This is a genomic window from Streptomyces caeruleatus, from assembly GCF_001514235.1.
GTDB classification, from domain to species: Bacteria; Actinomycetota; Actinomycetes; order Streptomycetales; family Streptomycetaceae; genus Streptomyces; species Streptomyces caeruleatus.
Window position 1 is genome coordinate 44,519 of the sequence record NZ_KQ948941.1, and the last position, 21,233, is coordinate 65,751.

Genomic DNA, 21,233 nt, shown 5'->3' on the forward strand with positions numbered 1-21,233 from the left:
GCGCCGCGACATCGGCGGTCCGCGAGGCGCCACGACGGCAGGGGGCGGTGGCGACGGCCGTGTCGGCGTACGCCCGCTGCCCCGAAGCGAGTTCGGCGACTCTTCACCGCTGACTCCGGCGACCGTCACCGTCATACTGGCTGGCGGTGACGTGTTCCTCGTCCACCGCCCCGCATGTCCGCCCGCGCACCTCCCCTGACCAGGATCCGGAGCCTCCGGCATGACCTTCTGCCTGCTCCTGTTGAGCACCGTCGCTCTGACAGCAGCCGTGCCCGTTCCGCGAGCGTTGACCCGTGCCGTATGGCCCGAACGGGAACCCGTGGTCGCGCTCTGGGTGTGGCAGTGCCTGGTCGCCACCGTGCTGCTGTGCTGTCTGACCGCCCTGGCGCTGGGCGCCGCGGCCGTCTTCGGCACTGTACGCGCGCAGCTCTTCGCTCCGGCACCGGCGGCGGTGACCGCGGCGTACGACCTCTCGTCCGCGCCGGCCTGGGCCGCCGTCCTGACCCTGCTCCTGGCCTGCGGCGCCGCCTGGACGACGGCGATGCTGGGCCGCGAACTCGCCGAGGCCCGCCGACGCCGCGGCCAGGCCAGGGCCCACCTGCGCGAACGCGCTCCCGATCTGCCGGCCGGCCTGCCTTCGGCGCGCGGCCCGCTCCTGGTCCTGGAGGACGAGTACCCGGACGCCTGGTGGATGCCCGGCAACCCGGCCCAGCTGATCGTCACCACCGGTGCCCTGCACCGCCTCACCGGCCACCAGCTCGACGCCGTCCTCACCCACGAGCGCGGCCATGCCCGCGCCCGCCACGACTGGCTCCTGCACCTCTCGACCGCGCTCGCCACCGGATTCCCCCGCATCCCGTTGTTCGCCCACTTCTGCGACCAGACCCACCGTCTGGTCGAACTGGCCGCCGACGACACCGCGTCCCGCCGTTGCGGTCATCTGACGACGGCTCTGGCCCTGATCGAGCTCAATCAGCACCGTGGCGTCCTGTCCTGCGCCTCCACCCACCGCCTCCTGGGCGAACGCGTCGACCGCCTCCTCGAGCCACCGCCGCGCCTGGACCGCCACCACCGGGCCCTGACCACGACGCTGGCCGCCCTGGTGCCCTTGCTGCCCCTGCTGATCACGTTCGCGCCCGGGCTGACGGCGTTGACGTGACCGTCGCGCTCAGGGTGCCGGGCGGACTGAGAGGGCGGCCGCCGTTCCTGCCCGGCCAGACCGGGGCTAGGCCCAGTCCTCCGGCTCAGGCTCCGGCTCCATCTCGGGCCAGTCGTCCGCCCCGTGATCGGCCGCGGGTGCCGCAGCACCCGCCGCCCCGGCATCGGAGCCGCCGCGCACCGAGGCCAGCACCTCCAGCACGCCCTCCCCATACGTGGCCAGCTTCTTCTCGCCGACCCCGCCGACACTCCCGAGCTCCCGCACGGACGCGGGCCACACCGTCACGATCTCCCGCAGCGTCGCGTCATGGAAGATCACATACGCCGGAACCCCCTGCTCCCGGGCCTGCTCCGCCCGCCAGGCCCGCAGCGCCTCGAAGGCCGGCACCAGCGTCTCGGGCAGCTCGGCCACCGCGGCCTTCGCCCTGCGCTCTCCGCGCCCGGACCCGCCGGAACCGGACCCCGACGCCGACCGCGAGGTCACCGGCTTCTTCGGCTCCTTGCGCAGCGGCACCTCCCGCTCCCGGCGCAGCACGGTGCCACTGGCCTCGGTCAGCACGAGCGTCCCGTACTCTCCCTCGACCGCGAGCAACCCCTGTGCCAGCAACTGCCGGATGACACCCCGCCATTCGCCCTCGCTCAGCTCCTCGCCGATGCCGAACACGGAGAGCTGGTCGTGGTCGAACTGGATCACCTTGCCGGTGCGCTTACCCAGCAGGATGTCGACGATCTGCAGCGCACCGAACTTCTGCCCCCGCTCGCGCTGCAACCGCACCACCGTCGACAGCACCTTCTGCGCCGCGATCGTGCCGTCCCAGGTCTCCGGCGGTGTCAGACAGGTGTCGCAGTTGCCACAGCCCGCCGCGTCGGGGTCCTGGCCGAAGTAGGCGAGCAGCTGACCGCGCCGGCACTGAGCCGTCTCGCACAGCGCCAGCATCGCGTCCAGATGCGAGGCGGCCCGGCGCCGGAACGCCTCGTCGCCCTCGCCCGAGTTGATCAGCTTGCGCTGCTGTATGACGTCGTTGAGGCCGTAGGCCATCCAGGCCGTGGAGGGCAGGCCGTCACGGCCGGCGCGGCCCGTCTCCTGGTAGTAGCCCTCGACCGACTTGGGCAGGTCGAGATGGGCGACGAACCGCACGTCCGGCTTGTCGATGCCCATCCCGAAGGCGATGGTCGCCACCACGACCAGGCCCTCCTCCCGCAGGAACCGGGACTGGTGCGCCGCGCGCGTCCCCGCGTCCAGGCCCGCGTGGTAGGGCACCGCCTCGATGCCGTTCCGGCTCAGGAACTCGGCCGTCGCCTCCACGGACTTGCGGGACAGGCAGTACACGATGCCCGCGTCGCCCGCGTGCTCCTCGCGCAGGAAGCTCAGCAGCTGCTTCTTCGGGTCCGCCTTCGGCACGATCCGGTACTGGATGTTGGGCCGGTCGAAGCTCGCCACGAAGTGCCGGGCCGTCGGCATGTGCAGCCGCTGGGTGATCTCCTGGTGCGTCGCGTGCGTCGCCGTGGCCGTGAGCGCGATCCGGGGGACGTCCGGCCAGCGCTCGCCGAGCAGCGAGAGCGCCAGATAGTCGGGGCGGAAGTCATGGCCCCACTGGGACACGCAGTGCGCCTCGTCGATCGCGAAGACCGCGATCTTGCCACGCGACAGCAGGTCCAGCGTCGAGTCGAGCCGCAGCCGCTCCGGGGCGAGGTAGAGCAGGTCCAGCTCGCCCGCCAGGAACTCCGCCTCCACCACGCGCCGCTCGTCGAAGTCCTGTGTGGAGTTGACGAACCCGGCCCGCACGCCGAGCGCCCGCAGCGCGTCCACCTGGTCCTGCATCAGCGCGATGAGCGGCGAGACGACGATGCCCGTACCCGGTCTGACCAGGGACGGGATCTGGTAGCAGAGGGACTTCCCGCCTCCGGTCGGCATGAGCACGACGGCGTCGCCACCGGCCACCACATGCTCGATGACGGCTCCCTGCTCGCCGCGGAAGGCCTCGTACCCGAAGACCCGGTGCAGTGCGGCCAGCGCCTCGCTGTCGCCCGCCTGTGCCACCTCGGTCACCCTTGGCATCTCGCTGATCCCGCCCGTCGCACCCATCGTCGTGTCCCCCGTACGTCGTCCCTCGACCACTGCCTCCACGATAGGGGCCGCCACCGACAGCACCCGGAGTTATCCACAGGCTCTCACCCCTCACCCTTTCGTGATCGACCGGAAACCTTGAGTGACCGGCCGAGCGGCGGGCCCTCCACAGCGCAGTGGCCCGGCATCCCCCCGAGGGAAGCCGGGCCACTGCGGTACAAACTGCCGTGCGAGCGGGCCGTACAGGCGGGCGACGCGTCAGCGCACGAACACCCCTGCCGTACTCGCCAGATCCAGGAAGTACTGCGGCGCGACCCCCAGCACCAGCGTCACCGCCACGCCGACCCCGATCGCCGTCATCGTCAGTGGCGACGGAACGGCGACCGTGGGCCCCTCGGGCCGCGGCTCACTGAAGAACATGAGCACGATGACACGGATGTAGAAGAACGCCGCAATCGCCGACGAGATCACACCGACCACGACCAACGGGGCCGCCCCGCCCTCCGCCGCCGCCTTGAACACGGCGAACTTCCCGGCGAAGCCGGAGGTCAGCGGGATACCGGCGAAGGCCAGCAGGAACACCGCGAACACGGCCGCGACCAGCGGCGAACGACGGCCCAGACCCGCCCAGTTGGACAGGTGCGTGGCCTCGCCGCCGGCGTCCCGCACCAGCGTCACCACCGCGAACGCCCCGATCGTCACGAACGAGTACGCGGCCAGGTAGAAGAGGACGGACGACACCCCGTCCGGCGTGGTCGCGATGACACCCGCGAGGATGAACCCGGCGTGCGCGATCGACGAGTACGCCAGCAGTCGCTTGATGTCGGTCTGCGTGATCGCGACGATCGCACCGCCCAGCATGGTGACGATCACCACGCCCCACATGACCGGCCGCCAGTCCCAGCGCAGGCCCGGCAGCACGACGTACAGAATCCGCAGCAGCGCACCGAACGCCGCCACCTTCGTCGCCGCCGCCATGAACCCGGTCACCGGCGTCGGAGCGCCCTGGTAGACGTCCGGCGTCCACATGTGGAACGGGACAGCGCCCACCTTGAACAGCAGCCCCATCACGATCATCGCGGCGCCGACCAGCAGCAACGCGTCGTTGCCCATCGTGTCCGCGAGCGCCGGAGTGACCTCCGGGACCGTACCGTCGACGACCTGCGCGATCGTCACGTACGACACCGAGCCCGCGTAGCCGTACAGCAGCGCGATACCGAACAGCGTGAACGCGGAGGCGAACGCACCGAGCAGGAAGTACTTGACCGCGGCCTCCTGCGACATCAGCCGCTTGCGGCGGGCCAGCGCGCACATCAGGTACAGCGGGAGCGAGAGGACTTCCAGGGCGATGAACAGTGTCAGCAGATCGTTGGCCGCCGGGAAGACCAGCATGCCGGCGACCGCGAACAGCAGCAGCGGGAACACCTCGGTGGTGGTGAACCCGGCCTTGACCGCGGCCTTCTCGCTGTCGCTGCCCGGCACGGACGCGGCCTGCGCGGCGAAGGAGTCGACCCGGTTGCCGTGTGCCGCCGGGTCGAGCCGTCGTTCGGCGAAGGTGAACAGGCCGACCAGGGCGGCCAGCAGGATCGTGCCCTGGAGGAACAGAGCCGGCCCGTCGACGGCGATGGCACCCATCGCGGCGATGCCCGCCTTGGTCGTGGCGTATCCGCCGGCGGCGAGCGCCACGACCGCGGCGAAGGCCGCGACGAGGGCCACGACGGAGACGAACACCTGCGCGTAGTAACGAGCCTTGCGCGGGACGACAGCCTCGATCAGCACCCCGACGACCGCCGCACCGACGATGATCAGGGTGGGCGAGAGCTGTCCGTACTCGATCTTCGGCGCGCCGATCTTCGGGATCGGGTCGGCCGCGATTGTCCACAGGCTGTGGACGGCTGATGCGCTCACTTGGCCGCCTCCACCTCGGGCTGGGGGTCCTTCTTCTGTACGTCGGACATGGTCTGCTTGACCGCCGGGTTGACGATGTCCGTGACGGGCTTCGGGTAGACGCCCAGGAAGATCAGCAATGCGACCAGCGGAGCGACGACCACGAGCTCGCGCACCCTGAGGTCGGGCATCGCCGAGACCTCCGGCTTCACGGGGCCCGTCATCGTCCGCTGGTAGAGGACGAGGGTGTAGAGCGCGGCGAGCACGATGCCGAACGTGGCGATGATGCCGATCACCGGGTAGCGCGTGAACGTGCCGACCAGGACCAGGAACTCACTCACGAACGGCGCCAGTCCGGGCAGCGACAGGGTCGCCAGACCGCCGATCAGGAAGGTGCTGGCGAGCACCGGGGCGACCTTCTGCACACCGCCGTAGTCGGCGATGAGCCGCGAGCCGCGCCGGGAGATCAGGAAGCCTGCCACCAGCATCAACGCGGCTGTCGAGATGCCGTGGTTGACCATGTAGAGCGTCGCGCCGGACTGGCCCTGGCTGGTCATCGCGAAGATGCCCATGATGATGAAGCCGAAGTGCGAGATCGACGCGTACGCGATCAGGCGCTTCATGTCCCGCTGGCCGACCGCGAGCAGCGCCCCGTAGATGATGCTGATCAGCGCCAGTACGAGGATGGCGGGCGTCGCCCACTTGCTGGCCTCCGGGAACAGCTGGAGGCAGAAGCGGAGCATCGCGAAGGTGCCCACCTTGTCGACGACCGCGGTGATGAGGACGGCGACCGGTGCGGTGGCCTCCCCCATCGCGTTGGGCAGCCAGGTGTGCAGCGGCCACAGCGGTGCCTTCACGGCGAAGGCGAAGAAGAAGCCGAGGAACAGCCAGCGTTCGGTGTTCGTCGCCATGTCGAGCGTGCCGTTGGCGCGGGCCTCGGCGATCTCCTGAAGGCTGAAGTTCCCGGCGACCACATACAGGCCGATCACCGCGGCCAGCATGATCAGACCGCCGACCAGGTTGTAGAGCAGGAACTTCACGGCGGCGTACGAGCGTTGGGTCGACGCCACCTTCTCGCCGTGCTCGTGGGCACGGTCCCCGAAGCCGCCGATGAGGAAGTACATCGGGATGAGCATGGCTTCGAAGAAGATGTAGAAGAGAAAGACGTCGGTGGCCTCGAAAGAGAGGATCACCATCGCCTCGACGGCCAGGATCAGGGCGAAGAAGCCCTGCGTGGGCCGCCAGCGCGAACTGCCGGTCTCCAGCGGGTCGGCGTCGTGCCAGCCCGCGAGGATGATGAACGGGATCAGCAGCGCCGTCAGCGCGATCAGCGCCACGGCGATGCCGTCCACGCCGAGTTCGTAGCGGACGCCGAAGTCGGCGATCCAGGCGTGTGACTCGGTGAGCTGGTAGCGGTCGCCGTCCGGGTCGAAGCGGACCAGGACGGTGATCGCGAGGGCGAGGGTGGCGAGCGAGACGAGCAGCGCCAGCCACTTGGCGGCGGTGCGCCGAGCGGCCGGTACGGCGGCCGTGGCGACCGCCCCGATCGCCGGGAGCGCCGCCGTGGCTGTCAGCAGAGGAAAGGACATCGGTATCAGACCGCCCTCATCAGCAGGGTCGCGGCGATGAGGATCGCCGCACCGCCGAACATCGAGACCGCGTACGACCGCGCGAAGCCGTTCTGAAGCCTGCGCATCCGTCCGGACAGACCGCCGACCGAGGCCGCCGTGCCGTTGACGACGCCGTCGACCAGGGTGTGGTCGACGTACACCAGAGAACGCGTGAGGTGCTCTCCACCGCGTACGAGAACGACGTGGTTGAAGTCGTCCTGGTACAGGTCGCGCCGGGCGGCCCGGGTGAGCAGCGACCCGCGCGGGGCGACGGCGGGGACCGGGCGGCGGCCGTACTGGGCGTAGGCGATGGCGACGCCGATGATCATGCACGCCACGGTCGCGCCGGTGACCGCTGCCGCGCCGATCGGGGGGTGCCCGTGGGAGTGCCCGGTGATGGGCTCGAGCCAGTGCACGAAGCGGTCGCCGATGCTGAAGAACGCACCGCCTGCGACCGATCCGACGGCCAGCACGATCATGGGGATCGTCATGACCTTGGGCGACTCGTGCGGGTGCGGCTCCGCGTGCTCGCCGTGCGTCTCGGCGGCGGGCTCCACGCTGGGTTCGGCCGGTGACGCCGTCTTCGTGTGCCGCCAGCGCTCCTCGCCGAAGAACGTCATCAGCATCACGCGCGTCATGTAGAACGCCGTGATGGCCGCGCCCAACAGCGCGCAGCCGCCGAGGATCCAGCCCTCGGTGCCGCCCTTGGCGAACGCCGCCTCGATGATCTTGTCCTTGGAGAAGAAGCCGGACAGGCCCGGGAAGCCGATGATCGCGAGGTAGCCGAGGCCGAACGTCACGAAGGTGACCGGCATGTACTTGCGCAGGCCGCCGTACTTGCGCATGTCGACCTCGTCGTTCATGCCGTGCATGACCGAACCGGCGCCGAGGAACAGCCCGGCCTTGAAGAAGCCGTGCGTCACCAGGTGCATGATCGCGAAGACGTAGCCGATGGGGCCGAGGCCGGCGGCGAGGACCATGTAGCCGATCTGCGACATGGTCGAGCCGGCCAGCGCCTTCTTGATGTCGTCCTTCGCGCAACCGACGATCGCACCGAAGAGGAGCGTTACGGCGCCGACAATGGTGACGACCAGCTGCGCGTCGGGCGCTGCGTTGAAGATGGCGCCGGAGCGGACGATCAGGTAGACGCCCGCGGTCACCATCGTCGCGGCGTGGATGAGGGCCGAGACCGGGGTCGGGCCCTCCATCGCGTCCCCGAGCCAGGACTGGAGCGGCACCTGAGCGGACTTGCCGCACGCGGCGAGCAGCAGCATCAGGCCGATCGCCGTGAGCCTGCCCTCGCTCGCGTCACCAACCAGGCCGGGCTCCCCCTCCCCGCCGAGCACCGGCCCGAAGGCGAAGGTGCCGAACCAGAGGAACATCATCATGATCGCGATCGACAGGCCCATGTCGCCGACGCGGTTGACCAGGAAGGCCTTCTTCGCGGCGGTGGCGGCGCTGGGCTTGTGCTGCCAGAAGCCGATCAGCAGGTAGGAGGCGAGACCGACGCCTTCCCAGCCGACGTACAGAAGCAGGTAGTTGTCGGCGAGGACGAGCAGCAGCATCGCCGCGAGGAACAGGTTCAGATAGCCGAAGAAGCGGCGGCGCCGCTCGTCGTGCTCCATGTACCCGACCGAGTACAGATGGATCAGCGAGCCGACGCCGGTGATCAGCAGCACGAACGTCATCGACAGCTGGTCCAGGCGGAAGGCGATGTCCGCCTGGAAGCCCTCGACCGGGATCCAGCTGAACAGGTGGCTCGTCAGGGTCCGGTCCTCGGCGCTCCTGCCGAGCAGGTCGGCGAAGAGGACGACGCCGAACACGAAGGAGACGGCGGCGAGGGCGGTGCCGATCCAGTGGCCGACGCGGTCGAGGCGCCGGCCACCGCACAGCAGTACGGCCGCTCCGAGCAATGGCGCCGCGATCAGCAGCGCAATCAGGTTCTCCACGATTCTTCCGACCCCTTAGAGCTTCATCAGGCTGGCGTCGTCGACCGAGGCCGAGTGGCGGGAACGGAACAGCGACACGATGATCGCGAGCCCGACGACGACCTCGGCGGCGGCGACGACCATCGTGAAGAAGGCGATGATCTGGCCGTCGAGGTTGCCGTGCATCCGGGAGAAGGCGACGAGCGTGAGGTTGCAGGCGTTCAGCATGAGCTCGATGCACATGAAGACGACGATCGCGTTGCGCCTGATCAGCACGCCGGTGGCGCCGATCGTGAACAACAGGGCGGCGAGGTAGAGGTAGTTGACCGGGTTCACTTGGACGCCTCCTCGGGCCGCTTGAAGGTCGCCGGCTCGATCGCGGTCCGCTCCAGCCGCTCCTCCGCGCGCTGCTCCAGGGCCCGCAGGTCGTTCAGCGCCTCGGTGGACACGTCACGGATCTGGCCCCGCTCGCGCAGCGTCTTGCTGACCGTGAGGTCGGACGGCGTGCCGTCGGGCAGCAGGCCCGCGATGTCGACCGCGTTGTGCCGGGCGTACACGCCGGGCGCGGGCAGCGGCGGGACGTGCTTGCCTTCGCGGACGCGCTGCTCGGACAGCTCGCGCTGGGTCTTGGCGCGCTCGGTGCGCTCGCGGTGCGTGAGCACCATGGCGCCGACGGCGGCCGTGATCAGCAGGGCGCCGGTGATCTCGAAGGCGAAGACGTACTTGGTGAAGATGAGCGCCGCGAGGCCCTCCACATTGCCGTTCGCGTTCGCCTGGGCCAGGCCGTTGAACTCCGTGATGGAGGCGTTGCCGATGCCCGCGATCAGCAGGATGCCGAAGCCGAGCCCGCAGAGAAGGGCCAGCCAGCGCTGGCCCTTGATGGTCTCCTTCAGGGAGTCCGCGGCCGTGACGCCGACCAGCATCACCACGAACAGGAACAGCATCATGATCGCGCCGGTGTAGACGACGATCTGCACGATGCCCAGGAAGTAGGCACCGTTGGCGAGGTAGAAGACCGCCAGGATGATCATGGTCCCGGCGAGACAGAGCGCGCTGTGCACGGCCTTCTTCATGAAGACGGTGCACAGGGCGCCGATGACGGCGACGGTGCCGAGGATCCAGAACTGGACGGCCTCGCCGGTGGAGGTGGAGTAGGCGGCGAGCTGCTCGGTCATCGGCCGATCACCTTCTCGGACGCTGGTTCGTCCTTGCCGAAGGTGGTGGCGGCCTCCTGCGGGATTTCACCCTTGGAGAGCGCGACCTGCTGGGTCGTGCCCGGCGCGGCCTCCGTCACCAGACCCCGGTAGTAGTCCTGTTCGTCGGTCCCCGGGTAGATGGCGTGGGGACTGTCGACCATGCCGTCTTCCAGACCGGCGAGCAGCTGCTCCTTGGTGTAGATGAGGTTGGCGCGGCTGGAGTCCGCAAGCTCGAACTCGTTGGTCATCGTGAGCGCGCGCGTGGGGCACGCCTCGATGCACAGGCCGCACAGGATGCAGCGGGCGTAGTTGATCTGGTAGACGCGGCCGTACCGCTCGCCCGGCGAGTAGCGCTCCTCGTCGGTGTTGTCGGCGCCCTCCACATAGATGGCGTCGGCGGGGCAGGCCCAGGCGCACAGCTCACAGCCGACGCACTTCTCCAGGCCGTCCGGATGGCGGTTGAGCTGGTGCCGTCCGTGGAAACGCGGAGCGGTGGTCTTCTGCTGTTCCGGGTACTGCTCGGTCAGCCGCTTCTTGAACATGGCCTTGAAGGTCACGCCGAAGCCGGCCACGGGGTTCTGGAAACCGGGCTTGGTCTCCTTGGGCTCCTCAGCCATCGGACGCCTCCTTTCCATCCAGAGATCCGTCACTCTGAGTATCGGGCCCACCACTGACAATCAGCTCCCGCTCACGGCGCGAGCGGCGCCGCGGCACCGGCGGAAGCTCCTGTCCGGGCAGGGGCGGTACGGGGAATCCGCCCGCCATCGCGTCGAACGCGGGCTCCTCGGCGGGATGCGAGGCCGCCTTCGCCCGCTCACGGAACATGTCCGCGATGAAGGAGAGGAGCAGCAACGCGATGACGCCGCCGGCGACGTAGAGCACGATGTCGGCGAAGTCGTAGTTCTCGTTCCGGAGGGTCCGCACGGTCGCGACGAGCATCAGCCAGACGACGGAGACCGGGATGAGGACCTTCCAGCCCAGCTTCATCAGCTGGTCGTAGCGGACGCGAGGCAGCGTGCCGCGCAGCCAGATGAAGAAGAAGAGCAGCAGCTGGACCTTGATCACGAACCAGAGCAGCGGCCACCAGCCGTGGTTCGCGCCCTCCCAGAAGGCGCTGATCGGGTACGGCGCCCGCCAGCCGCCCAGGAAGAGCGTCACGGAGACGGCCGAGACCGTCACCATGTTCACGTACTCGGCGAGCATGAACATCGCGAACTTGATCGACGAGTACTCGGTGTTGAACCCGCCGACCAGGTCGCCCTCGGACTCCGGCATGTCGAACGGGGCGCGGTTGGTCTCGCCGACCATCGTCACGATGTAGATCAGGAAGGACACCGGCAGCAGCACGATGTACCAGCGGTCCTGCTGCGCCTCGACGATCGCCGACGTCGACATCGACCCGGAGTAGAGGAACACCGAGGCGAACGCCGCGCCCATCGCGATCTCGTACGAGATCATCTGCGCGCAGGAACGCAGTCCGCCGAGCAGCGGATAGGTGGAGCCGGAACTCCAACCCGCGAGGACGATGCCGTAGATGCCGACCGAGGCGACCGCGAGGATGTAGAGCATCGCGATCGGCAGGTCGGTGAGCTGCATCGTGGTGCGCTGGCCGAAGATCGAGATCTCGTTGCCGGCCGGGCCGAAGGGGATCACCGCGATGGCCATGAAGGCCGGGATGGCCGCGACGATCGGCGCGAGGACGTAGACCACCTTGTCCGCGCGTTTGACGATGACGTCTTCCTTCAGCATCAGCTTGATGCCGTCGGCGAGCGACTGGAGCATGCCCCAGGGGCCGTGCCGGTTGGGGCCGATGCGCAGCTGCATCCAGGCGACGACCTTGCGCTCCCAGACGATGGAGAACAGCACGGTCACCATCAGGAAGGCGAAGCAGAACACCGCCTTGATGACGACCAGCCACCAGGGGTCGCGGCCGAACATCGAGAGGTCTTCAGCGGCGAGGAAAGGGCTCATGCCTCCACCTCCTCGGGGGCCTCGGACGCGAGGGTCGCCGGGCCGATGCGGACGAGTGAGCCGGGCAGCGCCCCGGTGTCGGAGGCGACGCCGCGGCCCACGGAGTTCAGCGGGAGCCACACCACCCGGTCGGGCATCTCCGTGATCTGCAGCGGGAGTTCGACGACTCCGGCCGGACCGCTCACGGCGAGTACGTCGCCGTTCTTCACCCCGGCCTCGGCCGCCGTGGCGGCCGACACGCGCGCGTGGGCGGCGTGCCGGGTGCCGGCGAGCGCCTCGTCGCCCTGTTGGAGGAGGCCCTGGTCGAGCAGCAGCCGGTGCCCGGCCAGCACGGCCTCACCGGCGGCCGGTCGCGGCAACTGGGCAGACGAAAGGGGCCAGGCGGAGCCTGTCGTTGAGGGGTGGTGGTCGGGCGACGGGCGGGCCTCCAGCGGTTCGGTGGCCCGCGGTCCGTCCCATGGTCCGAGCCGGTCGATCTCCGCGCGCGTGGTGCGCAGATCCGGCAGGCCCAGGTGTACGTCCATGGCGTCGGCCAGCATCTGGAGCACCCGCCCGTCGGTCGGGGCCAGACGGCGGGTCATCTGGTCGGGCTTGAGCGCGGCCTCGAAGAAGCGCACCCGGCCCTCCCAGTTGAGGAAGGTGCCGGCCTTCTCGGCGACCGCGGCAACCGGCAGCACGACATCGGCGAGCTCGGTCACCTCACCGGGTCGCAGCTCCAGCGAGACCACGAAACCGACCTCGGCGAGCGCCACGCGCGCGCGTGCCGGGTCGGGCAGGTCGGCGACCTCTACGCCCGCGACCAGCAGCGCCTGGAGCTCGCCGGTCGCGGCGGCCTCGACGATCTGGCCGGTGTCGCGGCCGTAACGGTGCGGGAGATCGGCCAGACCCCAGACGGCGGCGACCTCCTCACGCGCGCGTGGGTCGGTCGCGGGACGTCCGCCGGGCAGCAGCGACGGCAGCGCGCCCGCCTCGACGGCACCGCGCTCCCCGGCCCGGCGCGGGATCCACACCAGTTCGGCGCCGGTCGCGGTCGCGGCCCGTACGGCGGCGGTGAGCCCGCCCGCCACTGCGGCCAGCCGCTCACCGACGACGATCACCGCGCCCTCGGTGCGCAGTGCCTCGGACGCCTTTGATCCGGCCTCGTCCAGGCCGACCCCGCTGGCGAGCGCGTCCAGCCACTCGGTCTCGGTGCCGGGAGCGGCGGGCAGCAGCATGCCGCCGGCCTTCTCCAGACCGCGCGTGGAGTGCGTGGCCAGCGCGAACACCTTCTGGCCGTGCTTGCGCCAGGCCTTGCGCAGCCGCAGGAAGATGCCGGGCGCCTCCTCCTCGGCCTCGAACCCGGCCAGCAGGACGGCCGGCGCCTTCTCGACGGAGGCGTACGTGGCGCCCGTACCGTCGAGGTCACGGCCGTGCCCGGCGACCCGCGCGGCGAGGAAGTCGGCCTCCTCGCCGCTGTGCACGCGCGCGCGGAAGTCGATGTCGTTCGTGTCGAGCGCCACGCGCGCGAACTTGCTGTACGCGTAGGCGTCCTCGATGGTGAGCCGACCGCCGGTCAGGACACCGGTGCGGCCGCGTGAGGCGAGCAGCCCCTGGGCCGCGATCTGGAGCGCCTCCGGCCAGGAGGCGGGTTCGAGGTCGCCCTCGGCGTTGCGCACCAGAGGCGTCTGAAGCCGGTCACGCTGCTGCGCGTACCGGAACCCGAACCGCCCCTTGTCGCAGATCCACTCCTCGTTGACCTCGGGGTCGTTGGCCGCCAGGCGTCGCATGACCTTGCCGCGCCGGTGGTCGGTGCGCGTGGCGCAGCCGCCGGAGCAGTGCTCGCACACCGACGGCGAGGAGACGAGGTCGAAGGGGCGGGAACGGAACCGGTACGCCGCCGAGGTCAGCGCGCCGACCGGGCAGATCTGGATGGTGTTCCCGGAGAAGTACGACTCGAACGGGTCGCCCTCACCGGTGCCGACCTGCTGGAGCGCGCCACGCTCGACCAGCTCGATCATCGGGTCACCCGCGACCTGGTTGGAGAACCGGGTGCAGCGGGCGCACAGCACGCAGCGCTCGCGGTCGAGCAGCACCTGCGTGGAGATCGGTACGGGCTTCTCGTACGTCCGCTTCCTGCCCTCGAAGCGGGACTCGGCGTGTCCGTGCGACATGGCCTGGTTCTGCAGCGGGCACTCGCCGCCCTTGTCGCAGACCGGGCAGTCCAGCGGGTGGTTGATGAGCAGGAGCTCCATCACACCCTTCTGGGCCTTCTCGGCGACCGGCGAGGTGAGGTGCGTCTTGACGACCATGCCGTCCGTGCACGTGATCGTGCAGGACGCCATCGGCTTGCGCTGGCCCTCGACCTCGACGATGCACTGGCGGCAGGCGCCGGCCGGGTCGAGGAGGGGGTGGTCGCAGAAGCGGGGGATCTCGATGCCGAGTTCCTCGGCGGCCCGGATGACCAGGGTGCCCTTGGGCACGCTGATCTCGGCGCCGTCGATGGTCAGCGTCACGAGATCTTCCGGCGGGACCGCCGCCTCTCCCCCTCCGGAGGGAGCGCTGGTGGTCACAGTCATGCGTTCACCTCCGTGCGGTGGTCGGCCCAGACCGTCGACTTGGCCGGGTCGAAGGGGCAGCCGCGGCCCGTGATGTGCTGCTCGTACTCCTCGCGGAAGTACTTCAGCGAGGAGAAGATCGGCGAGGCGGCACCGTCGCCGAGGGCGCAGAAGGACTTGCCGTTGATGTTGTCGGCGATGTCGTTGAGCTTGTCGAGGTCGGACATGACGCCCTTGCCGGCCTCGATGTCGCGCAGCAACTGCACGAGCCAGTACGTGCCTTCGCGGCAGGGCGTGCACTTGCCGCAGGACTCGTGGGCGTAGAACTCGGTCCAGCGGGTGACGGCACGCACGACGCAGGTCGTCTCGTCGAAGCACTGCAGCGCTTTCGTGCCGAGCATGGAACCCGCGGCGCCCACTCCTTCGTAGTCAAGAGGGACGTCGAGGTGCTCGTCGGTGAACATCGGCGTCGAGGAGCCGCCCGGCGTCCAGAACTTCAGGCGATGGCCGGGGCGCATCCCGCCGCTCATCTCCAGGAGCTGGCGGAGTGTGATGCCGAGCGGAGCCTCGTACTGGCCGGGATTGGTGACATGGCCGCTGAGCGAGTAGAGCGTGAAGCCCGGGGACTTCTCGCTGCCCATCGACCGGAACCATTCTTTGCCCCGATGCAGGATCGCGGGAACCGACGCGATCGACTCGACGTTGTTCACAACAGTGGGGCAGGCGTAGAGACCTGCCACCGCAGGGAAGGGGGGACGCAGCCGCGGTTGACCACGGCGGCCTTCGAGCGAGTCGAGCAGCGCGGTCTCCTCACCGCAGATGTACGCCCCGGCGCCGGCGTGCACGGTGAGTTCGAGGTCGAGTCCGCTGCCCAGGACGTTCTCGCCGAGGTAGCCCGCCGCGTAGGCCTCGCGCACGGCCTCGTGCAACCGCCGCAATACGGGGACGACTTCACCACGCAGATAGATGAAGGCATGCGAAGACCTGATGGCGTAACACGCGATGACGATGCCCTCGATGAGGCTGTGCGGGTTCGCGAAGAGGAGCGGGATGTCCTTACAGGTCCCGGGCTCCGATTCGTCGGCGTTGACAACTAGATAGTGCGGTTTTCCATCACCCTGGGGAATGAACTGCCATTTCATTCCCGTCGGGAATCCCGCGCCACCGCGCCCGCGCAGACCGGAGTCCTTGACGTACGCGATCAGGTCGTCCGGCGACATGGCGAGCGCCTTGCGCAGACCCTCGTACCCTTCGTGCCTTCGGTAGACGTCCAGCGTCCAGGACCTGTCCTCGTCCCAGAAGGCCGACAGCACGGGTGCGAGCAGCTTCTCGGGGCTGTTTTCCTTCAGCTCTGGTGCCAACGTCATCACTCCCCCTCCTCGGCGACAGGCCCTGCCGGGTGGGCTGGGTCGGACGCGGACGATTCCTGCGGCGCGTCGTGCGAGCTGAGGTGTTCAGCCGGCGACGGTTCGTGCACTGTCTTGCCCTGCGGCTCGTCGTGCGGGCCGCCGTCCCGCGGATGGACCACGCGCGCGGGTGCGGCCTCTCCCCTGGCCAGGCGGAGGCCCACCAGCGACGCCGGTCCCGCACTGCCGCTCTCCTCGACGGCCCCGGGCCGCTCGTCGGGGAAGCCGGCCAGGATGCGCGCGGTCTCCTTGAAGGTGCACAACCGCGCCCCGCGCGTCGGCTCGACGGGCCGTCCCGCCCGGAGGTCGTCGACGAGGCGCTTGGCGCTGGCCGGGTTCTGGTTGTCGAAGAACTCCCAGTTGACCATCACGACCGGCGCGAAGTCGCAGGCCGCGTTGCACTCGATGTGCTCCAGGGTGACCTTGCCGTCGTCGGTGGTCTCGCCGTTGCCGACGCCCAGGTGCTCCTGGAGCTCCTCGAAGATCGCGTCGCCGCCCATCACCGCACACAGGGTGTTGGTGCAGACGCCCACCTGGTAGTCGCCGCTCGGCCTGCGCCGGTACATCGTGTAGAAGGTGGCCACCGCGGTGACCTCGGCCGTGGTCAGGCCGAGCACGTCCGCACAGAACTGCATCCCGGTGCGCGTGACATGCCCCTCCTCCGACTGCACCAGGTGCAGCAACGGCAGGAGGGCCGACCGGGAGTCCGGGTAGCGGGCGATGACCTCGCGCGCGTCGCGCTCGAGCCGTTCCCGAACGTCGTCCGGGTACGCGGGCGCGGGCAGTTCGGGCATGCCCAGGCTGACGCCCCGCTCGGAAGAAGAGGTGGTCACCGGTCGACGCCTCCCATCACGGGGTCGATGGACGCGACGGCGACGATGACGTCGGCGACCTGGCCGCCCTCGCACATCGCCGCCATGGCCTGCAGGTTGGTGAAGGACGGGTCGCGGAAGTGGACCCGGAAGGGGCGGGTGCCGCCGTCGGACACGGCGTGCACCCCGAGCTCGCCCTTGGGCGACTCGACGGCGACGTACGCCTGTCCCGGCGGGACGCGGAAGCCCTCGGTGACCAGCTTGAAGTGGTGGATCAGGGCCTCCATGGAGGTGCCCATGATCTTCTTGATGTGGTCGAGGGAGTTGCCGAGCCCGTCCGGGCCCAGGGCGAGCTGGGCGGGCCAGGCGATCTTCTTGTCGGCGACCATGACCGGGCCGGGCTGAAGCCGGTCCAGGCACTGCTCGACGATCCCGAGCGACTGCCGCATCTCTTCCAGACGGATCAGGAAGCGCCCGTAGGAGTCGCAGGTGTCGGCGGTCGGGACCTCGAAGTCGTAGGTCTCGTAGTCGCAGTACGGCTGCGCCTTGCGCAGGTCGTGCGGCAGGCCGGTGGAGCGCAGGATCGGGCCGGTGGCGCCGAGGGCCATGCAGCCGGCCAGGTCGAGATAGCCGACGTCCTGCATACGGGCCTTGAAGATGGGGTTCCCGGTGGCGAGCTTGTCGTACTCCGGGAGGTTCTTCTTCATCTTCTTCACGAACTCGCGGATCTGGTCCACCGCGCCGGGCGGCAGGTCCTGGGCGAGTCCGCCGGGGCGGATGTACGCGTGGTTCATCCTGAGCCCCGTGATGAGCTCGTAGATGTCGAGAATCATTTCACGATCACGGAATCCGTAGATCATGATCGTGGTGGCGCCGAGTTCCATGCCGCCGGTGGCGATGCACACCAGGTGGGAGGAGAGCCGGTTCAGCTCCATCAGGAGCACCCGGATGATCTTGGCGCGCTCGGTGATCTCGTCCTCGATGCCGAGGAGTTTCTCGACGGCGAGACAGTAGGCCGTCTCGTTGAAGAAGGACGTCAGGTAGTCCATGCGCGTCACGAACGTGGTGCCCTGCGTCCAGGTCCGGTACTCGAGGTTCTTCTCGATGCCGGTGTGGAGATAGCCGATGCCGCAGCGGGCCTCGGTGACCGTCTCGCCGTCGATCTCCAGGATGAGGCGGAGCACTCCGTGGGTGGAGGGGTGCTGCGGGCCCATGTTGAGGACGATGCGCTCGTCGTCGGCGCGGGCCGCCGCCTGGACGACCTCGTCCCAGTCGCCACCGGTGACCGTATATACGGTGCCCTCGGTGGTCTCACGAGAAAGACTCTGCGTCCCGGAGGGACCCGATGAGGGGTGGTGGCCGGGTGACGGGTGGGCGGATGCTGACTGCGTGCTCACGAGTACGACCTCCGCTGGTCCGGAGCCGGGATCTGGGCGCCCTTGTACTCGACGGGGATGCCGCCGAGGGGGTAGTCCTTGCGCTGCGGGTGGCCCTGCCAGTCGTCCGGCATCATGATCCGCGTCAGGGCGGGGTGACCGTCGAAGACGATGCCGAAGAAGTCGTACGTCTCGCGCTCGTGCCAGTCGTTCGTCGGGTACACGGAGACGAGCGACGGGATGTGCGGGTCGCTGTCGGGGGCGCTGACTTCGAGGCGGATCAGCCGGTTGTGGGTGATCGAGCGCAGGTGGTAGACGGCGTGCAGCTCGCGGCCCTTGTCGGTGAGGTAGTGGACGCCGCTGACGCCGGTGCACAGTTCGAAGCGCAGGGCCGGGTCGTCGCGCAGGGTGCGGGCGACGCGGAGCAGGTGCTCGCGTTCGATGTGGAAGGTGAGTTCACCGCGGTCGACGACCGTCTTCTCGATGGCGTTGCCGGGCAGGAGTCCCTGTTCCTCCAGCGCGCCCTCGAGTTCGTCGGCGACCTCGTCGAACCAGCCTCCGTAGGGGCGACTCGCCGGGCCCGGGAGCCGGACCGAGCGGACCAGGCCGCCGTACCCGGAGGTGTCCCCGCCGTTGTTGGCGCCGAACATGCCGCGCTGGACGCGGATCTCCTCGCCGCCCTGGCCGCGCTGGCCGGGGAGGTTGGAGGCGGAGAGGTCCTTCTCGGGGTTGACCCCGTTCGACCCGTTCACCCCGTTGGTGCCGTTGGTGCCGTTCGCGTCGCTCACCGCAGCAGCCCCTTCATCTCGATCGTGGGCAGGGCCTTGAGCGCCGCTTCCTCCGCCTCACGGGCCGCTTCTTCGGCGTTCACGCCGAGCTTGGAGGACTGGATCTTCTGGTGGAGCTTGAGAATGGCGTCCATCAGCATCTCGGGCCGCGGCGGGCAGCCGGGGAGATAGATGTCGACCGGGACGATGTGGTCGACGCCCTGCACGATCGCGTAGTTGTTGAACATGCCGCCCGAGGAGGCGCAGACCCCCATGGAGATCACCCACTTGGGGTTCGGCATCTGGTCGTAGACCTGCCGGAGCACCGGCGCCATCTTCTGGCTGACCCGGCCGGCGACGATCATCAGGTCGGCCTGGCGCGGCGAGCCGCGGAAGACCTCCATGCCGAAGCGCGCCAGGTCGTAACGGCCGGCGCCGGTCGTCATCATCTCGATGGCGCAGCACGCGAGGCCGAAGGTGGCCGGGAAGACGGACGCCTTGCGCACCCAGCCCGCGGCCTGCTCGACGGTGGTCAGCAGGAATCCGCTCGGCAGCTTTTCTTCGAGTCCCATGAGTTAAAGGCCCCTCAGTCCCATTCCAGGCCGCCGCGCCGCCATACGTACGCGTACGCGACGAAGACGGTGAGCACGAAGAGCAGCATCTCCACGAGCCCGAAAATCCCCAGGGAGTCGAAGGTGACGGCCCAGGGGTAGAGGAAGACGATCTCGATATCGAAGATGATGAAGAGCATCGCCGTCAGGTAGTACTTGATCGGGAAGCGCCCGCCTCCGGCCGGCGTGGGGGTCGGCTCGATGCCGCACTCATAGGCCTCGAGCTTGGCCCGGTTGTACCGCTTCGGACCGATCAGCGTGGCCATGACCACGGAGAAGATCGCAAAGCCTGCCCCGAGGGCTCCCAGTACGAGGATGGGCGCATACGCGTTCACCGCTCCTCGCTCCTCTCAGTCGGCACTGACTGCTGGCGGTTGCACTGGGCTCACAGCCGCCTCACCGATCCCACGAGCCCCGCTCGTCCCGGCGAAGATCGAGAACATGTGAAGCAGGTCACAAGCCCAACTGCCTCGCATCTTATGCCCGCCGCTCTGTGATCTGCGACACGGGGTATTGTACAAGCTTTGTGATCTCCACCACCTGACGAAGGATCATGAAGCCGGATGAGCGGTGATCTTCGCACGAGAAGCGTCCGAGTGATCACCAGAGGTGACATTTTCGCTCGTCGTCGCAGCTCGGAGGGGTCGTCTCAATATCAAGAGACTTCCCTTGCATGCAAATTGGCGCTGGACGGGACGTCTTGATAGAGGAGCGCGTTCACACTTCAGAGGGAGCCGGAGAGGGGGGTGTGGACGCGTGCACGCATTCACGAGCGTTGGCGGGCGCGATTCGGGCACAGGACGCGCACGGGGCCGTAACCGTTGCGTGACCTCTGCCACATGGCGAGAGGGCCATGAGAACCGGGCTTGGCCACCGGTCCCAACAAGTGGTAAGCGGTGGGCAATTCGGACTTAATGATGAAAGCCCGTGATCACGGGCGGGATACAGCGCGTCCGCAATGTCCGTTACGGCGTCAATTAAGGGCGGTCGGCCCGGAATTTGGGGCGGCGATTGAGTAACTGTGGCGCAGCACACGTTTCTTGTAGGTATGGAGGAGCCCCTGATACCGGTTGTTCTCATGTCCCACACCGCTCACATACGTAGCCACCGGAAGCCCCGCCGCAGCGCGTCGTCGTCCATCGCGATGCGTGCCGGAGTTGCCGGTGGCGTCCTCAGCATGGCAGCGGCTGGTGCCTCGGCCACGGCGAACGCCGCCGAGCCGGTGACGCAGACCATCGAACTGCCCACCCTCACGGCTGACGTGGCGGACCAGCTCGCCCAGTCCGCGGACGCCACCCAGTTGGCGGCGGCGAACTACGAGCTCGACGCCCAGCGTGACGCGGCCGCCGCCGCGGCCGCCAAGGAAGCCAAGAAGGACCTCGCGGAGGCCAAGAAGAAGGCCGAGGCGAAGAAGAAGGCCGAGGAGGCCCGCAGGGCGGCCGCCGAGGAGGCCGCCTCCCGCAGCGCCGAGCGCACCACCCTGTCCGCTTCCGCGGGCACCAGCGTGGCCGCTCCCGCCAGCGGCAGCGTGGGGACGGTCATCGCCTTCCTCCAGGCCCAGGTGGGCGACGCGTACGTCATGGGCGCCACCGGCCCCAACGCGTGGGACTGCTCCAGCCTGGTCCAGGCCGCGTTCAAGCAGGTCGGTGTCGACCTGCCGAGGGTCTCGCAGGACCAGTCGATGGCCGGCACCGACATCCCGCTCTCGCAGATCCAGGTCGGCGACATCCTGTACTGGGGCGGCAAGGGCTCGGCCTACCACGTGGGCGTCTACATCGGTAACGGCCAGTACCTGGACGCGGCCAACCCGTCCAAGGGCGTCGTCATCCAGGACCTGTCCGGCTACCCGGCGTCGGGCGCGGTGCGCGTCCTCTGAGTCGCAAGGATCACCGTAAGGGCCGCAGCCGCT

17 protein-coding genes are annotated in these 21,233 nt (G+C 69.0%); 2 read left to right on the plus strand and 15 right to left on the minus strand.

Going from position 1 to position 21,233, the window contains the following annotated elements:
* Positions 1-220 precede the first annotated feature (220 nt).
* Positions 221-1,159, plus strand: a complete 939-nt coding sequence (locus AQJ67_RS38210; protein ID WP_062724096.1) for a M56 family metallopeptidase — start codon at positions 221-223, stop codon at positions 1,157-1,159.
* 66 nt (positions 1,160-1,225) lie between these two features.
* On the opposite strand, the gene recQ is transcribed toward AQJ67_RS38210, so the two are convergent.
* The 15 genes from recQ to AQJ67_RS38285 form a co-directional block, all read right to left on the minus strand.
* On the minus strand, positions 1,226-3,244 hold the full coding sequence (gene recQ / locus AQJ67_RS38215) for a DNA helicase RecQ (protein ID WP_062724097.1): 2,019 nt from the start codon (positions 3,242-3,244) through the stop codon (positions 1,226-1,228).
* A 240-nt stretch (positions 3,245-3,484) separates the two neighbouring features.
* Positions 3,485-5,134, minus strand: coding sequence for an NADH-quinone oxidoreductase subunit NuoN (nuoN, locus tag AQJ67_RS38220; RefSeq protein ID WP_062724098.1), 1,650 nt, complete (start codon positions 5,132-5,134; stop codon positions 3,485-3,487).
* Positions 5,131-6,702, minus strand: coding sequence for an NADH-quinone oxidoreductase subunit M (locus tag AQJ67_RS38225; protein ID WP_062724099.1), 1,572 nt, complete (start codon positions 6,700-6,702; stop codon positions 5,131-5,133). Before AQJ67_RS38225 ends, nuoN begins: the two co-directional genes overlap by 4 nt.
* A 5-nt stretch (positions 6,703-6,707) precedes the next feature.
* Entirely contained in the window at positions 6,708-8,672 is a 1,965-nt protein-coding gene (gene nuoL, locus AQJ67_RS38230) for an NADH-quinone oxidoreductase subunit L (protein ID WP_062724100.1), read from the minus strand.
* Between the two features lie 15 nt (positions 8,673-8,687).
* Positions 8,688-8,987: an NADH-quinone oxidoreductase subunit NuoK gene (gene nuoK / locus AQJ67_RS38235; protein WP_003998919.1), complete on the minus strand. Its 300-nt coding sequence runs from the start codon at positions 8,985-8,987 to the stop codon at positions 8,688-8,690.
* A complete protein-coding gene (locus AQJ67_RS38240) occupies positions 8,984-9,826 on the minus strand; it encodes an NADH-quinone oxidoreductase subunit J (protein ID WP_062724101.1) in 843 nt (280 codons plus the stop codon). Before AQJ67_RS38240 ends, nuoK begins: the two co-directional genes overlap by 4 nt.
* Positions 9,823-10,464, minus strand: coding sequence for an NADH-quinone oxidoreductase subunit NuoI (gene nuoI / locus AQJ67_RS38245; RefSeq protein ID WP_062724102.1), 642 nt, complete (start codon positions 10,462-10,464; stop codon positions 9,823-9,825). Before nuoI ends, AQJ67_RS38240 begins: the two co-directional genes overlap by 4 nt.
* Positions 10,457-11,818 (minus strand): NADH-quinone oxidoreductase subunit NuoH, encoded by a 1,362-nt coding sequence (nuoH, locus tag AQJ67_RS38250; protein ID WP_062724103.1) that lies wholly within the window; start codon positions 11,816-11,818, stop codon positions 10,457-10,459. Before nuoH ends, nuoI begins: the two co-directional genes overlap by 8 nt.
* A complete protein-coding gene (locus AQJ67_RS38255; protein ID WP_062724104.1) occupies positions 11,815-14,373 on the minus strand; it encodes an NADH-quinone oxidoreductase subunit G in 2,559 nt (852 codons plus the stop codon). Before AQJ67_RS38255 ends, nuoH begins: the two co-directional genes overlap by 4 nt.
* Positions 14,370-15,719 (minus strand): NADH-quinone oxidoreductase subunit NuoF, encoded by a 1,350-nt coding sequence (gene nuoF / locus AQJ67_RS38260; protein ID WP_062724105.1) that lies wholly within the window; start codon positions 15,717-15,719, stop codon positions 14,370-14,372. The genes AQJ67_RS38255 and nuoF overlap by 4 nt, the downstream gene beginning before the upstream one ends.
* A complete protein-coding gene (nuoE, locus tag AQJ67_RS38265; protein ID WP_062724106.1) occupies positions 15,719-16,591 on the minus strand; it encodes an NADH-quinone oxidoreductase subunit NuoE in 873 nt (290 codons plus the stop codon). The genes nuoF and nuoE overlap by 1 nt, the downstream gene beginning before the upstream one ends.
* Positions 16,588-17,967 (minus strand): NADH-quinone oxidoreductase subunit D, encoded by a 1,380-nt coding sequence (locus AQJ67_RS38270; RefSeq protein ID WP_062724107.1) that lies wholly within the window; start codon positions 17,965-17,967, stop codon positions 16,588-16,590. The genes nuoE and AQJ67_RS38270 overlap by 4 nt, the downstream gene beginning before the upstream one ends.
* Positions 17,964-18,734, minus strand: a complete 771-nt coding sequence (locus AQJ67_RS38275) for an NADH-quinone oxidoreductase subunit C (RefSeq protein ID WP_062724108.1) — start codon at positions 18,732-18,734, stop codon at positions 17,964-17,966. Before AQJ67_RS38275 ends, AQJ67_RS38270 begins: the two co-directional genes overlap by 4 nt.
* The gene (locus AQJ67_RS38280) at positions 18,731-19,285 is read right to left on the minus strand and encodes a NuoB/complex I 20 kDa subunit family protein (RefSeq protein ID WP_007383964.1); all 555 of its coding nucleotides are present in this window, start codon (positions 19,283-19,285) and stop codon (positions 18,731-18,733) included. Before AQJ67_RS38280 ends, AQJ67_RS38275 begins: the two co-directional genes overlap by 4 nt.
* A gap of 14 nt (positions 19,286-19,299) precedes the next feature.
* Positions 19,300-19,659 carry an NADH-quinone oxidoreductase subunit A gene (locus AQJ67_RS38285; RefSeq protein WP_030950624.1) on the minus strand — a complete coding sequence of 120 codons (360 nt, stop codon included), beginning with the start codon at positions 19,657-19,659 and terminating at the stop codon, positions 19,300-19,302.
* Positions 19,660-20,372: 713 nt separating this feature from the next.
* Here AQJ67_RS38285 and AQJ67_RS38290 point away from each other — a divergent pair.
* Positions 20,373-21,200 carry a C40 family peptidase gene (locus AQJ67_RS38290; RefSeq protein WP_062724109.1) on the plus strand — a complete coding sequence of 276 codons (828 nt, stop codon included), beginning with the start codon at positions 20,373-20,375 and terminating at the stop codon, positions 21,198-21,200.
* Positions 21,201-21,233 lie beyond the last annotated feature (33 nt).